The organism is Orientia tsutsugamushi str. Boryong (genome assembly GCF_000063545.1).
In the GTDB taxonomy this organism is placed as follows: Bacteria; Pseudomonadota; Alphaproteobacteria; order Rickettsiales; family Rickettsiaceae; genus Orientia; species Orientia tsutsugamushi_C.
Map to the genome: position 1 here is coordinate 1,543,534 of NC_009488.1, position 12,580 is coordinate 1,556,113.

The 12,580-nt window shown below is 29.3% G+C and carries 13 protein-coding genes, 1 other RNA gene and 5 pseudogenes; 11 read left to right on the forward strand and 8 right to left on the reverse strand.

Going from position 1 to position 12,580, the window contains the following annotated elements; translation table 11 throughout:
- Nucleotides 1-66: 66 nt before the first annotated feature.
- Genes OTBS_RS07320 through nusB form a run of 6 tightly spaced genes read left to right on the forward strand, consistent with a single transcriptional unit; the run spans nucleotide 67 to nucleotide 3,698 of the window.
- Entirely contained in the window at nucleotides 67-594 is a 528-nt protein-coding gene (locus OTBS_RS07320; protein ID WP_011944953.1) for a ClpXP protease specificity-enhancing factor SspB, read from the forward strand.
- The gene (gene rnhA, locus OTBS_RS07325) at nucleotides 594-1,100 is read left to right on the forward strand and encodes a ribonuclease HI (RefSeq protein ID WP_011944954.1); all 507 of its coding nucleotides are present in this window, start codon (nucleotides 594-596) and stop codon (nucleotides 1,098-1,100) included. The genes OTBS_RS07320 and rnhA overlap by 1 nt, the downstream gene beginning before the upstream one ends.
- On the forward strand, nucleotides 1,072-1,434 hold the full coding sequence (locus tag OTBS_RS07330) for a complex I NDUFA12 subunit family protein (RefSeq protein ID WP_011944955.1): 363 nt from the start codon (nucleotides 1,072-1,074) through the stop codon (nucleotides 1,432-1,434). The genes rnhA and OTBS_RS07330 overlap by 29 nt, the downstream gene beginning before the upstream one ends.
- Before the next feature lie 4 nt (nucleotides 1,435-1,438).
- Entirely contained in the window at nucleotides 1,439-1,924 is a 486-nt protein-coding gene (gene mlaD / locus OTBS_RS07335; protein WP_011944956.1) for an outer membrane lipid asymmetry maintenance protein MlaD, read from the forward strand.
- A gap of 2 nt (nucleotides 1,925-1,926) precedes the next feature.
- A complete protein-coding gene (gene hisS / locus OTBS_RS07340) occupies nucleotides 1,927-3,198 on the forward strand; it encodes a histidine--tRNA ligase (RefSeq protein WP_011944957.1) in 1,272 nt (423 codons plus the stop codon).
- Nucleotides 3,199-3,209: 11 nt separating this feature from the next.
- The gene (nusB, locus tag OTBS_RS07345; protein WP_011944958.1) at nucleotides 3,210-3,698 is read left to right on the forward strand and encodes a transcription antitermination factor NusB; all 489 of its coding nucleotides are present in this window, start codon (nucleotides 3,210-3,212) and stop codon (nucleotides 3,696-3,698) included.
- Between the two features lie 984 nt (nucleotides 3,699-4,682).
- On the opposite strand, the gene OTBS_RS07350 is transcribed toward nusB, so the two are convergent.
- Both OTBS_RS07350 and rnpB read right to left on the reverse strand, forming a co-directional pair.
- Complete coding sequence (locus OTBS_RS07350; RefSeq protein WP_011944959.1) at nucleotides 4,683-5,351, reverse strand: glutathione S-transferase family protein; 669 nt, start codon at nucleotides 5,349-5,351, stop codon at nucleotides 4,683-4,685.
- Nucleotides 5,352-5,370: 19 nt separating this feature from the next.
- An RNA gene (rnpB, locus tag OTBS_RS10760) (RNase P RNA component class A) lies at nucleotides 5,371-5,755 on the reverse strand.
- 238 nt (nucleotides 5,756-5,993) lie between these two features.
- Here rnpB and OTBS_RS14490 point away from each other — a divergent pair.
- The 3 genes and pseudogenes from OTBS_RS14490 to OTBS_RS07360 all read left to right on the forward strand — a co-directional run bounded on the left by OTBS_RS14490 (nucleotide 5,994) and on the right by OTBS_RS07360 (nucleotide 7,002).
- Nucleotides 5,994-6,185 (forward strand): hypothetical protein, encoded by a 192-nt coding sequence (locus OTBS_RS14490; RefSeq protein WP_041621314.1) that lies wholly within the window; start codon nucleotides 5,994-5,996, stop codon nucleotides 6,183-6,185.
- A pseudogene (locus OTBS_RS12890) lies at nucleotides 6,157-6,455 on the forward strand (transposase family protein); the annotation flags it as partial. The gene OTBS_RS14490 and the pseudogene OTBS_RS12890, both read left to right, overlap by 29 nt.
- Complete coding sequence (locus OTBS_RS07360) at nucleotides 6,442-7,002, forward strand: HD domain-containing protein (protein WP_011944960.1); 561 nt, start codon at nucleotides 6,442-6,444, stop codon at nucleotides 7,000-7,002. The pseudogene OTBS_RS12890 and the gene OTBS_RS07360, both read left to right, overlap by 14 nt.
- A 77-nt stretch (nucleotides 7,003-7,079) precedes the next feature.
- Here the strand turns inward: OTBS_RS07360 and OTBS_RS07365 are convergent, their stop codons facing one another.
- Together OTBS_RS07365 and OTBS_RS07370 are read right to left on the reverse strand one after the other, a co-directional pair.
- Complete coding sequence (locus tag OTBS_RS07365; RefSeq protein WP_011944961.1) at nucleotides 7,080-7,649, reverse strand: hypothetical protein; 570 nt, start codon at nucleotides 7,647-7,649, stop codon at nucleotides 7,080-7,082.
- Nucleotides 7,650-7,745: 96 nt separating this feature from the next.
- A pseudogene (locus tag OTBS_RS07370) lies at nucleotides 7,746-8,200 on the reverse strand (conjugal transfer protein TraD).
- A 292-nt stretch (nucleotides 8,201-8,492) separates the two neighbouring features.
- Here OTBS_RS07370 and OTBS_RS07375 point away from each other — a divergent pair.
- Nucleotides 8,493-8,678, forward strand: a pseudogene (locus tag OTBS_RS07375) (conjugal transfer protein TraA); the annotation flags it as partial.
- Here the strand turns inward: OTBS_RS07375 and OTBS_RS18470 are convergent.
- The 4 genes and pseudogenes from OTBS_RS18470 to OTBS_RS07385 all read right to left on the reverse strand — a co-directional run.
- A pseudogene (locus OTBS_RS18470) lies at nucleotides 8,677-8,937 on the reverse strand (sensor histidine kinase); the annotation flags it as partial. The pseudogenes OTBS_RS07375 and OTBS_RS18470 overlap by 2 nt on opposite strands.
- Before the next feature lie 21 nt (nucleotides 8,938-8,958).
- Nucleotides 8,959-9,783, reverse strand: a complete 825-nt coding sequence (locus tag OTBS_RS07380; protein ID WP_041621317.1) for an IS5 family transposase — start codon at nucleotides 9,781-9,783, stop codon at nucleotides 8,959-8,961.
- 65 nt (nucleotides 9,784-9,848) lie between these two features.
- Nucleotides 9,849-10,105, reverse strand: a pseudogene (locus OTBS_RS17990) (sensor histidine kinase); the annotation flags it as partial.
- A gap of 354 nt (nucleotides 10,106-10,459) precedes the next feature.
- Complete coding sequence (locus OTBS_RS07385; protein WP_011944963.1) at nucleotides 10,460-11,176, reverse strand: hypothetical protein; 717 nt, start codon at nucleotides 11,174-11,176, stop codon at nucleotides 10,460-10,462.
- A 474-nt stretch (nucleotides 11,177-11,650) separates the two neighbouring features.
- On the opposite strand from OTBS_RS07385, the gene OTBS_RS07390 reads away from it, so the two are divergent.
- Nucleotides 11,651-12,457 carry a DNA adenine methylase gene (locus OTBS_RS07390; RefSeq protein ID WP_011944665.1) on the forward strand — a complete coding sequence of 269 codons (807 nt, stop codon included), beginning with the start codon at nucleotides 11,651-11,653 and terminating at the stop codon, nucleotides 12,455-12,457.
- The last annotated feature ends 123 nt before the right edge of the window (nucleotides 12,458-12,580 follow it).

The following is a 12,580-nucleotide window of genomic DNA, read 5'->3' on the forward strand; positions in this document are numbered from 1 at the left end:
TATAATTCATAAGTCTGATAAGTAAATTTAAATAAGATATTAAACTTAGAGTCTTGGTAAATAACAATGAAAAAAATCAATTACGAAGAACTTATTGATCAATCCATGTTAAATGTTGTTAAACAAGCTCTTAAGTTTGCTTCTACTGCCTGCAATTTAGAAGATAATTATTTTTATATATCATTTTGTACAATATTCCCAGGTGTGAAAATATCTGAGCACTTAAGAGTTAAGTATGTAGAACAAATGACTATTGTGTTACAACATCAGTTTTCAGATTTAGTAATTGAGAGTGACTTTTTTTCAGTTTGTTTAAGTTTTAGTGGTAAAATTGAAAAAATTGTTGTTCCGTGGAAATCAATAATTATGTTTATTGATCCAGAAGCGCAGCTACGAATCAAGCTGTTTTATTATGTAAATAAGTATAAACAGCAGCTTTATAAAAATGTCGATAGTATTGTTGAGGATAGTAGCAAAGAAAATAAAAATCAATATTGCGATCAGTTAGTAGCTACAAATGAAAAGTTGAAAAATATGAAAGACATAGTAGGAAATAAAGTTGTTAGTCTTGACAGCTTTAGGAAGAAGATCTAGTGACTAACTATGCTTGCTCTATCACTAACAACATTCCAGTTAAGATATATACAGATGGCGCATGTAGCCATAATCCAGGGCCAGGAGGTTGGGGAGTATATTTAAGTTATAAGAATCATGAAAAAAAAGTTTATGGATCTAACATAAATACTACAAATAACCGAATGGAGTTAACAGCAACAATAGAGGCGTTGCGGCTTCTTAAGCATAGTTATAAAGTAGAATTATATACTGACAGTCAGTATGTTCAAATGGGTATTACTAAGTGGATAAAAAAGTGGATAAAAAATAATTGGGAAACAAGCAACAAGCAATTGGTTTGTAATGTTGATTTATGGCAGTTATTATATACTTTGATTCAAAAACATCAAGTTAGTTGGCATTGGGTGAGAGGACACTCTGGTAATATAGGTAATGAAATTGCTGATAAATTAGCAACTAATGGAAAAATTGAAGCAATGAAAATAGCAAAAAATAATGAAAATACTAAGAAATTTCTTGATTAGATATACAAGTAAGTTCGTTGGTGTTGACCAATATGGTAATAATTATTATATCTCTTTAATGAAAAGTAATTATTTAAAGAACAAAAATAGAATAATAATTTTTAATGGTGTAGAAGATCCTTCATCAATACCATGCGAGTGGTATCAATGGTTGCATTATATGACTGATCATGTTCCATCTCTAGCAAATTTTAAAAAGTATGATTGGCAAATTAACAGAATACCAAATATGACTGGTACGGAATTTTCATATTCTCCATTAATAAGAAATGTGGATAGCTTGTTAAGACAAGAAGTATCTTCTGATTATAAATCTTGGCAACCAAAAAAATAAGAACATGCAGTATAGTTATTTAGAAACATTTGTAGGCTTTTGTGTGATGCTATTTGTTACACTATGCATATATTTTGGTTATAAAACATATAATGATTATTATATAAAAGATAATAATTTTAAAACTGTTTTTGCTACTTTTCAGAATGTTGAAGGATTAAACAAGGGGAGTAGTGTATTCGTATCTGGTATTAAGATTGGTACAGTTGAAAAATTAACTCTAGTGCCATCATCTTTTGATGTAGCTGCAGAGTTAAAACTATCTGCCGATATAAATCTTCCTAATGATTCCCAGGCAATAATTATGAACCGCGGACTACTAGGCGAGAAGTATATTACTATTATTCCTGGAGTAGAGGAAAATTATATTGCAGACAAAGGGGAAATACATTTTACACAATCAGCTATAAATGTTGAAAGAATGATTGGCAAAGTATTCTCTGAACTTTTTGGCAGTAATTATTTTAAAATCTCTTCTAGCAGGCATTAAAAATGTCAATCAAATTACAGCCAGTTAAAGGTAGCAAAGATTTACTACCTGAAGAATTTGGAAAACATGACTACATTATTAGCGTTTCTAGGAATTTAAGTAAGTTATATGGATTTCAACCTATATCTACTCCAATCATAGAATACACAGAAATATTTAACCGTACTTTAGGTAAAGACTCAGATGTTCTTAGTAAAGAGATGTACGTTTTTCTTGATAAAGGAAATCGTAGTGTTAGTTTAAGGCCAGAATTTACTGCGAGTATTATGCGTGCAGTTATCTATAATAATCTACAAAATAAAAAACTACCATTAAAATATTTTTCATCAGGACCAGCATTTAGGTATGATAATCCTCAAGCTGGTAGACAGCGTCAATTTCATCAAATCAATTTGGAGTGTATTGGTGATGGCTCTCCATTTAGTGATGCAGAAATAGTTCTGCTAGCTTATGATATATTAAAAAAATTAAATTTAGTTGATAAAGTAAACTTAGAAATAAATTCACTTGGCTGCATGGAATCAAGAGCAAAATATCAACAGGCTTTGGTTGAGTATTTTAGTAAATACAGAACTGAATTATCACAAGATAGTCAAAGTCGTCTTATTGAAAATCCACTGCGAATTTTAGATTCTAAAAATTTGCATGATAAAAAAATATCTGCATCAGCACCTAGTATACATGATTATTACACTATTGAAGCTAGAGGTTACTTTGATAAAGTGCTAGAATATTTAGAATTTTGTGGTATTAAATATACTATAAATGCTAATTTAGTACGTGGGTTAGATTATTACTGTCATACAGTTTTTGAGTATGTATCAACTCAAATTGGAGCTCAATCTACTGTTTTGGGAGGAGGGAGATATGATGGACTATTCGAACAAATGGGAGGTAAATTAGCAAGTGGCAAAAAAATGTTACCTGCTATTGGTTTTGCTGCTGGAATAGAAAGATTAGCACTTTTAACTAATTATACCCCAGTGGATGTAAGACCTATAGTTATTATACCAGTAGATGAAGAATATCACCAACACGGTATTATATTGCTGCAAAAATTAAGAAATAATAATATTACAACTGTAATTGATTTGCAGGACAGCATTTCAAAAAGATTAAATCGAGCTAATCACATTAAGGCAAGTAAGGTAATATTTATTGGAGCAATCGAAATGCGAGAACAAAGTTATAGAATCAAAGACTTAGATACTAGTAATGAATGTGTAATAATACATAATGAACTACTTAGCTATTTGCAAAATAACTGCTCTTAATATCAAATTGGTTGTTCTATTATATGATTAAGATTAATACTAAGACTATAACTAGAATTGCGAGCATTCAAGGAGTTTATAGTTACCAAATTTTAGACTCAGAGCCTACAATAGATTCTATAATAGATTTTATTATTACATATTATAAAGATAAAAGTTCTTTAGAAGATCTTGAATTAGATTCTGCTATACCTTGCTTTAAGCTAAGGACAAATTATCTAACAAAGTTAGTGAATGAAACTATAGATAACTTAGAAACCATTGATATGATAATTTCCTCTTATCTTGCTGACAATTGGCAAATTAAAGACTTACATTTAATTTTACTATCAATTTTACGTGTTGCTACTTGTGAATTAAAATTTTTTACTAGTACTCCATATAAAGTCGTGATCAATGAGTTTACAAATATAGCTAGTGATTTTGTTAAAGAAAGTGAAATTGGCTTTGTTAACTCTTTATTAGAAAAAATTAGTTTCAATGTACGAACAAATTTCTAAACTAAAGTGTCATAATATCCTATCATTTTACAAAAAGTAGTAGAATATTCATAGAGTAAGTATGATAGCTGGCCTTTCTAATTGACAGTTATTGCTTCTTTTTTTATTTAAAAGCAATTGCAATAAAAATATTTTTGATGCTTATGTATAAGCTATATTGACCCAAGAGTTAACTACTCTACAAACGCCAGTTTAGGATAAGAAAAAGCAGGGAAGGCATAATGTAAAAGGCCTATGAGAGATAATGTACAATTAAATTATGCGATATATTTAAATATAATTTCAATTAATAACAGTTAATTTATTGCTCATATTTCTACAAGTATTAGTTCATAATACTATACTTAATAACCTGAACATTGACCATTGTAACACTTGTATATATATCTCTTTCTAACTGTTTCTTATTCTAAATTTGCATTTGCAAACATTCGAGCAATAAATAAATGGCTATTAATTAAAACTATATTTAATATATCACATAATTATAATTGCACATTATCTCTTGTATACCTTTTACATTATGCCTTCTCTGCTTTTTCTTATCCTAAACTGGCGTTACAAACATTAATATTAGATAATATAAGTTTTCATAAAGCAGTTACGGTTAAGTATCTAATAGAATCTGTAGGCTGTAAATTATTATATAGCTAAACTACTATAAAACAATTATTATAAAACGAAACATCACTGTAACTTAAATACCGTTTTTGAAAAGTATATAACATAACTGTTTTGTAATGGTTTAGCTATATTTTCCAATTCTTTAGATTTTAATGTAATTTGTCGTTACTTGCTTAAACTTAGAAATGAAATACGTAAAGTAGTTGACTTATTTAACGCCATTCTTGATGTTGTCTTTTACATTTTATAAAGTATAACTACCTTAGCAAATTAAGCTATATATCTTTTGCAAATTACATTAATTTGGCACAATATTAGATATGTGTGATGTGATGTATGTTCTAATACTATTTATTTAACTTAAAAATCTAGTTCAGCATAATATTTAGGCGGGAAAAAACCAGGAGTATAATCTTGTAATAAAGGCTTAAAACTAGGCCTAGACTTTATCAATACATACCAGTTTTTCACGCTGGGATAATAATCCCAAATAACTTCGTTAAAATAATCAATTACTGAGATATGACTAGCTGCAGCAATATCTGCAATAGTTACTTGATCTCCGGCTAAATATGAATTTGATTGTAAAAGATTGGCAATAAAATTAAAATGAACTTTTTGACTTGTTTTTGCTATTTTTAGCAAATCAGATCTTGGTGAACCGTAATTTTTTAAAAATTTAATTAATTTTTCATCTAATATTATTTTTGTGACTTCATGATAAAATTTATCATTAAACCAAGTAAACAGCTTTCTAATTGCGACATTTTTTTCTGGCTCATTGCATATAAAATGAAAGTTTGGTTCAATTTCCCTTAGATATTCAATAATAGTAAAAATATCATATACTACTAATCCTGATGTTTCAATTAACACAGGCAATTTGCCATTTGGGTTAAGAGTAATAAATTCCTTTTTCTTTAACCAAAATTCTTCCTTTATCAAAGTAAATACTGAATCTACTTCCTTTAATATAATTCGCAGTTGTCTTGAAAAAGGACATAAAGGATAATAATATACTTTTCTCATGCATTTTACATAATCTAAATTGTATTGATAGCCTATAAGCCGAGTTCTGTAAAATATATTAATTAATATATTAATTACGGCTATTTATCTGGGGTAAATATTACTATTTACCTCAAGCGACCTACCCAAGCAACTAGATAAAAACGCCTTCTAACTTATTAGTTATGTTGCTTCTATTTGGTCTTGCTCCTAGTGGGGTTTACCATGCGTAATTTATTACTAAACTACCGGTAAGCTCTTACCTCACCTTTTCACCCTTACCAAATTAATTTATTTGGCGGTATATTCTCTGTGGTACTTTCCCTAGAATTACTTCTGCTGGGCGTTACCCAGCACTATGCTTTTATGGAGCTCGGACTTTCCTCACAAATCTATAAATTTTGTGTAGCCATACAGCTATCAACATAATAATTATGATACTATATTCAAAATTAGTCAACTAATTATCATACTTAAATTAAATCTATGCCGATATAAGTAGTATTCTAAGAACATATGAAAATCAGTGTTAAAGAAGATTTAGAGCTAAATAATAAACCAAAGGCTGAATCTGATGTTAGGTCTAATAGCAAATTATCAGAACTAACGAGTATTATTCGCTGAAAGCTAGTAATTGCCTTAATTTTTATAAGCATCACAATAATGCTTGTTTCGTATTTTTTATCTGAAAGTGGTAAAACGAAAGAATCTATAACTTTTACGGAAAATCATGAGTCAAGAGAAGCGATTTCTAGAATAGAACAAGCTGTAGACTTGAGAGCAAAATGGATAGAAGAAATACTAAGTGAAGTCAAAACATTAAAAGAAGGAATCCAAAATTCTTATTCATCCTAAGGTTAAAGCGATTACTGATACAGGATATCAAGATATACAAAAAATTCACAATAATTCTGAATTACCAAGGAAAAAAGCAAGAAAAACCCTTTAACTAAAAATGATAAAAAGAATAACCGTAGATTAGCAGGAGAAAGAGTTGTGAATGAAAACGTTATTGGTATGCTAAAACGGTTCAAAATTATTGCCGATAAATATCGAAATAGATGTAAAAGATTCGGTCTTAGATTTAATTTGACCTCTGGCATTTATAATTTTGAACTATGTTAACCAGTTTCGAAAGAGGTCTAATGTAAGATTTAATACTGAAATTGATCTTGATAAAGTTGAAAAAGCTATATTTTATGCCCAAAAATATCATGGTCAGCAAAAGCGAGATACTGGAGAACTATACTACACACATCAATTAGAAGTAGCTTATATGGTATCAGACTACAGCTTTGAAACTGATACAATTATTACAGCAATACTACATGATACACTCGAAGACACAACACTAACCAAAGAAATAATAAGTCAAGAATTTGGTAATAATATTGCAGAACAGGTTTCAGACCTCACCAGAATTAAGGATAATCAAAAAATCAGTTCTGGAGAAATGATTCAAACATTTTATAGGCAAAATAAAATAGAACTATTATTAATTAAGCTTTTCGATCGATTCCATAATATTCAGACTGTATCAATAAAACCTTATGAAAAAAGACAAAAAATCGTCATTGAAACTCAGCAAGAATTTATACCTCTTGCTCAATACCTTAAACTACCAGAGATTGCCATAGAGCTAAATAAATACTGTGAGCTTTATGCTAGTTAGAATGCAAACTTTTTCTAACTAGCATACATAGCATTATATATTTGCAAAATGGAGCATTGCTGCTTGAAATACATATACTATCGTTCTGGATCATCAATTAATAATATATCACCTACAAAATCTCTAAATTGATCAATATCTAAAACACTAATGCTACTTTCACTGTGATGGATGCATTTGCTACTTTCATTGTGATTCATGCATTGTTGAGTAAAAAAATCATCTAATTGTTTCTGTAAATTTTCACTGTGACTATTGTATACAATAGCTAGGCTAGATTTGTAAGGTTTGAACCGTAGAGATACATAATAATACTTCTCTACTATTAATCTTAGTGTATTAAAAGTAAAACTTACTTGTGTATATAATACATTTTGTTTGCTTTGGTCTTCACAAAAGTATTCTAAGGATATAGGAAGATCATCTTGAGTACTACGTATAACCCTAATTGTTTCTGTTTCAGTATTACGAAGCTGCACAATTTTATCTTGAATGCATCGATATGTGCTGTTATTCCATCCAAGCAAGAACAAAATATTATAACCTCCATGGTTAAATATACAATTGTAAACTAATTTTGTTAGCTCAGCTAAATTATTGCTGTTAGGTAAGATTTGAATAGAATCATTAGTATCACTGATGCGCATACTATCCTCTTATTAAGAAAATTGTATTACACTCCTGGTTTATAAATTACATTAGCTGAATTATCAAGCTGTGTTTGTTGTATAAGTATTAAAAAACTAATACACAAGCTCAAGTTTATACTGAACATTAAGAAGGCCATTCTTTAAGGCCTCAATGTCCTTAACATTGCTGCACCATTCTTGACGAAAGCTATTCCATTTTAAGCCATGAAGGCGAATGTAGCGCTTAGTGTTTTCATCTGGTTCAGAGGAAAATTTTAAAATCACAGCAGCTTTATTTTGCTGTTCCTTATCAAAAATATTTTTACCGATTGTAGTCCAATGATTCTGAACATTTGGATGTTGTGTTAAAGTTTCTTTTAGTGAAACAATTGCACCAAATAAAGTGTTTGTCTGTAAGTGATCAAGCTTAGCCTTAGCGACTAGTCCACCCATTTCGATAAGACGTCGAGTACGCATTTTACGTTCTTTGATTTTGAGGTTAACCTCATCCATGATTAGCTTAGCTTTTTTTGTTGGAGAGTAATTTTTTGCTGCATAAGATTTGCCATGTTAGTAATTCAGAAAGATAAAAAAATCAGGCAAGAATATATCAAAATAAAATTCCAGTAAAGAAAAAAACCGCACCTGCCAAACCAACATCAAATAATTATAGTCAAAAAAACGTGAATTCAGGTTAGAAGCTTCATTAAAGAATAAGCTTATACGCAATATGTAAACTTGAAAGTTTACTGCTAAAAAATGGGTGCCAATTAGCCGATTGAGTGTTAAAAAAAGCAGTTTGTACTGGCAAAATCAAAAAACTCATGCTAACCTGAAACTCAGGTGAGGATTGGAGTTGAAATGGCAATACAGTTTGCAAGGATTGAATTTTTAAGTAGAATCAAAGGAGGAGATAGTTGTCGTAAGGCAGCGTATAATGCAAGAACTATTGTTAAAAACGAGAAGACAAATGTAAGTTATAACTTCTCTTGTAAAAAAGATAACGTATATCATACAGTGCTGATACCAGCTTATGTAAATCAAAAAATTGTAATATTTCTGAATTCTGATTAACGTTGACAATAATCTTGCTATTCTTACTACTATTTATAACTGCACTACCAATTAACTGGCTTATTACTGCTTTTATTCTGAAACTGTCTCCAATCAGAATCGGCTTTATGTCATTTTGAACATTTAGATTTATATTCTCATTCTCAAAATTTTTCCTCATTCTGATAACAGTATTATTTATTAGCGGTTCTATATTAAATGTTTCAATCCTTATATTTGTTGATGCTATGTATTAGACCTCTTTCGAAACTGGTTAAGGTAGATCAAAATTATAAATGCCAGAGATCAAATTAAATCTAAGACCGAATCTTTTACGTCTATTTCGATATTTGTCAGCAATAATTTTGAACCGTTTTAGCATAGCAATAACGTTTTCATTGACAACTCTTTTTCCTGCTAACCTACGATTATTCTTTTTATCATTTTTAGTTAAAGGATTTTTCTTGCTTTTTTTCTTTGGTAATGCAGAATTATTGTGAATTTTTTGTATACCTTGATATCCTGTATCAGTAATCGCTTTAATCTTAGGATGGATAAGAATTTTGGATTCCTTAAATAATCTAAAGTCATGTTTTTTACCGTTAGAAAAATCTGTACATATTACTTGGTGTGTTTTCTTGTCTACCACTATTTGAGTCTTTAGTGTATGCCTTTTCTTCTTTCCTGAATAATAGAATTTTTGTTTTTTTTTGGGTCTTTCTATTGGACTCTCAGTAGCATCAATCAAGACTACTTCATAATTCATATCGCTATTCATTAGAGCTTTACGACCTGGAAGAGCAAAGTTTGGGTGTTTAACTAAGGTGTCTTCTACCCATTTTACAGCTTTATATGCTGAACTTTTACTAATCCCATAGTTCTGACCTATATGAAAATAAGTACGGTATTCTCTAAGGTATTCTAAGGCCATCAATAACTGTTCCTCCAAATTGAGCTTATTTTTACGCCCTCCTTTTGATTTCTTAACACCATCAGCTTTCCTCAAAATATCCACCATCTTTGAGAATGTTCCCTCCCTTACTACTGTTAATCGACGAAATTTTTCATCCTTTAACTCTTTAATCTGATCTAATTTCATTATTACTTCAAATCAGATTTTTATAACACCATTTTACATCATTGTATAGTTTCGAAAGAAGTCTATTGTCTAAATAAAAAAATTATTCCATTCAGAGAAGCTATTATATTTACTTTTTTTCTGTCGTAGTTATTTACTATTAGCCTAAAATATTGTATCCACTCTATGCAATTTATGCTTACTTCCTCAGACTCCTCTAGCTGGCAGTATAGTTTTTGCATTTCAGTATCTATCTGTTTTATTGTTGTGCTATTAATTTCCTCTGTGAATAATTTTCAGTTAATTTATTGATTTTATTTTGACCTTCGTCTTCTATAGGCATAGAATTCTCCTGCTGTTTTAAGTGTTAAAATAGTTATGCTAGAGATTCAAAGGATAAATTTGGTTGTTTTAGCATTTGATCTCTAGACTTAATATTACTGGATACTGAATCTCAGATAACATCAGGTATACAGTATCATTTTGATTTTTGTCAGTACATGACTTTTTGTCATATTTATGAAATTTTTTTTCATAATATTACACATTGATGCGAAATTATCGCATTGTTATTTACATCCGAAAAAAGCAAAATCTCATTCAAAATGAGATATGCAATTTATCTCTGTATAAAAAGACTTTGATAATTTAGTATATTAACTGAAAAAGTTCTGGACTTATCTTATTTGCTCTTAACTTAAACATCAGGTTCAAACACGTCTTTAAAACGACCCATAATATCCAAAATATAAAAATCAAGTGCTGTATTAACTAAGTCAAAATCTTTTTTCTCTATCGAATTAAGATCTTCTTTTATTTCAAGTTGTCCTTGAGCCAATAGTAGTTGTTTGATAATTACTTTTCTTTGTTTCGAATTAATGCAATGATAATACTTAAGTGTGCGGTATAGTAATTTTTGTTCAAGATCAATTATATTCTTAAAATGTTCTGGTGTAATAAATTCCTGAAAGGGCTTGATCCCTTTATTTATTAGCATATTGCTAGAACATTTTTTGATTGGTATTTCAAGTGCTATGGAATGCATTCGTATGATTTTATACATACAAAAATCAAGAAAGTTTTGACCTTTTTGATTCCAAATAAAATCATTTTTATTTATTAATTTTTGAATATATTTTTGTTCCTTTTTTGTTAAGTTGTAATTTGGATTCATTAAATAACCAGTTAAACACTTTTCTTGCTGATCTATTGTTAAACTAGATTTTATCTTTATAAGATGAGTTATTAGAAGTTGTATTAAATTTTTTTGTTCTGTATGACTGTGCAAGTCATTAAAAAAAGCAAACCACTTTTCCTGTGAAACTGAAAAAATTTGTGTTGCTTTATTTTGTTTGCGTAGGTTAAACATTCGATAGAACAAGTGTTTTGCTACACTTAAGACTTGTATATGCATACTTTACCCTTTAAAACCCTCATAATATTTAACAATTATATATTTATTATTAATCTTGAGTTATAAATTGAGATAGCCTAAAATAATTAGGCCATTAATAACCATAGCATTACTTTTGCTATTTGAAGTAGTAATTAAAGTGTAGCTAGAGATTCATTTGTACCTTTAATAGCAGATTTTGAAGTTTTAATGAAATAACCTCTAGCTAAATATTATCTAAATCTTAAATCTCAGATAACATCAGGTATACAGCATCATTTCAATTTTTGTCAGTACATGACTTTTTATCATAATTATGAAAAATTTTTCATCTTTTTTAAAGTAGATGCGAAATTATCACATTGTATCTCTAGCTACAAAAATATCATTCAAAAAAGATTTATAAAAAAAGCTCTGCAGCAGTTATTATTACTGGCTTTAAGGCTTATTTTCTGCTATAATTCATAGTAGAGATTTAATTAATCAAAAATTCTTGTGTCAATAGCAATTTCTAATGAACTAAAGCCTTTTCTTCACTGGGTTGGAGGTAAAAGGAGAATTGTTAATAAATTAATAGAGCATCTTCCTTCAGGGCCATACTATAATTACTATGAACCATTCCTTGGATGTGGGGCTTTATTTTTTCAAGTTAGGCATCTGTTTAAACAATGTTTTTTGTCTGATATTAATCTCGACTTAATTACTAGTTATCACGCTGTAAAAAAGAATCCAAATGAGGTCAATAGATTACTAAATCTATATCACAAAAATCATTCTGAAAATTACTACTATAAAATAAGAGACAATTATTATAGTAATGATCCTAATGATATCACGGCAAAATTTATATATCTTAATAAATATTCCTTTAGGGGAATTTATAGGCTAAACAGAGACGGCACATCCGCTCAAACATTTTCTGATAAGCGATATCTTAAGCTTCATATTTGCTCTAGAATAAATAAATGTAGTAACCTTCTGGCTGGTGTATCAATTTGCGCTATGGATTTTTCGTTTATAGAACCTAAAAAAGGTGACTTCGTTTATCTTGATCCACCTTATCACCAATCAGGAGAACGGTTCTACACTAGAGTCCCATTTGATGACAAAGAGCAAATCAGACTACGAGATTTTGTTTATGAACTAAACAATAAAGGTGTTAAGATTATGATCTCAAATAATAATACTGCCTTTATTAGAGACTTATACAAAGAGTTATTCATCACTCATATTGGAGTTACATACTCAATCAATGAACAGCGAAATCTCGTTAATGAGCTAATCATTACTAACTATAATTAACCAGAGCTCGATATAAAAAATAGAAAAAAAAGAATAAAGAAGGCGTATTAAAAACTACTAGATTCATAAAAAGAAACAAGTAGAACTGTTATGATGCATTTAGTAAAGATTTTATACTTAATA

Bases quoted from the DNA above. Each gene is read 5' to 3' on its own strand.
- OTBS_RS07320 (WP_011944953.1), top strand. From the start codon at position 67: ATGAAAAAAATCAATTACGAAGAACTTATTGATCAATCCATGTTAAAT.
- OTBS_RS07330 (WP_011944955.1), top strand. From the start codon at position 1,072: ATGAAAATACTAAGAAATTTCTTGATTAGATATACAAGTAAGTTCGTT.
- mlaD (WP_011944956.1), top strand. From the start codon at position 1,439: ATGCAGTATAGTTATTTAGAAACATTTGTAGGCTTTTGTGTGATGCTA.
- hisS (WP_011944957.1), top strand. From the start codon at position 1,927: ATGTCAATCAAATTACAGCCAGTTAAAGGTAGCAAAGATTTACTACCT.
- OTBS_RS07350 (WP_011944959.1), bottom strand. From the start codon at position 5,351: ATGAGAAAAGTATATTATTATCCTTTATGTCCTTTTTCAAGACAACTG.
- OTBS_RS14490 (WP_041621314.1), top strand. From the start codon at position 5,994: ATGCTTGTTTCGTATTTTTTATCTGAAAGTGGTAAAACGAAAGAATCT.
- OTBS_RS07365 (WP_011944961.1), bottom strand. From the start codon at position 7,649: ATGCGCATCAGTGATACTAATGATTCTATTCAAATCTTACCTAACAGC.
- OTBS_RS07380 (WP_041621317.1), bottom strand. From the start codon at position 9,783: ATGAAATTAGATCAGATTAAAGAGTTAAAGGATGAAAAATTTCGTCGA.
- OTBS_RS07385 (WP_011944963.1), bottom strand. From the start codon at position 11,176: ATGCATATACAAGTCTTAAGTGTAGCAAAACACTTGTTCTATCGAATG.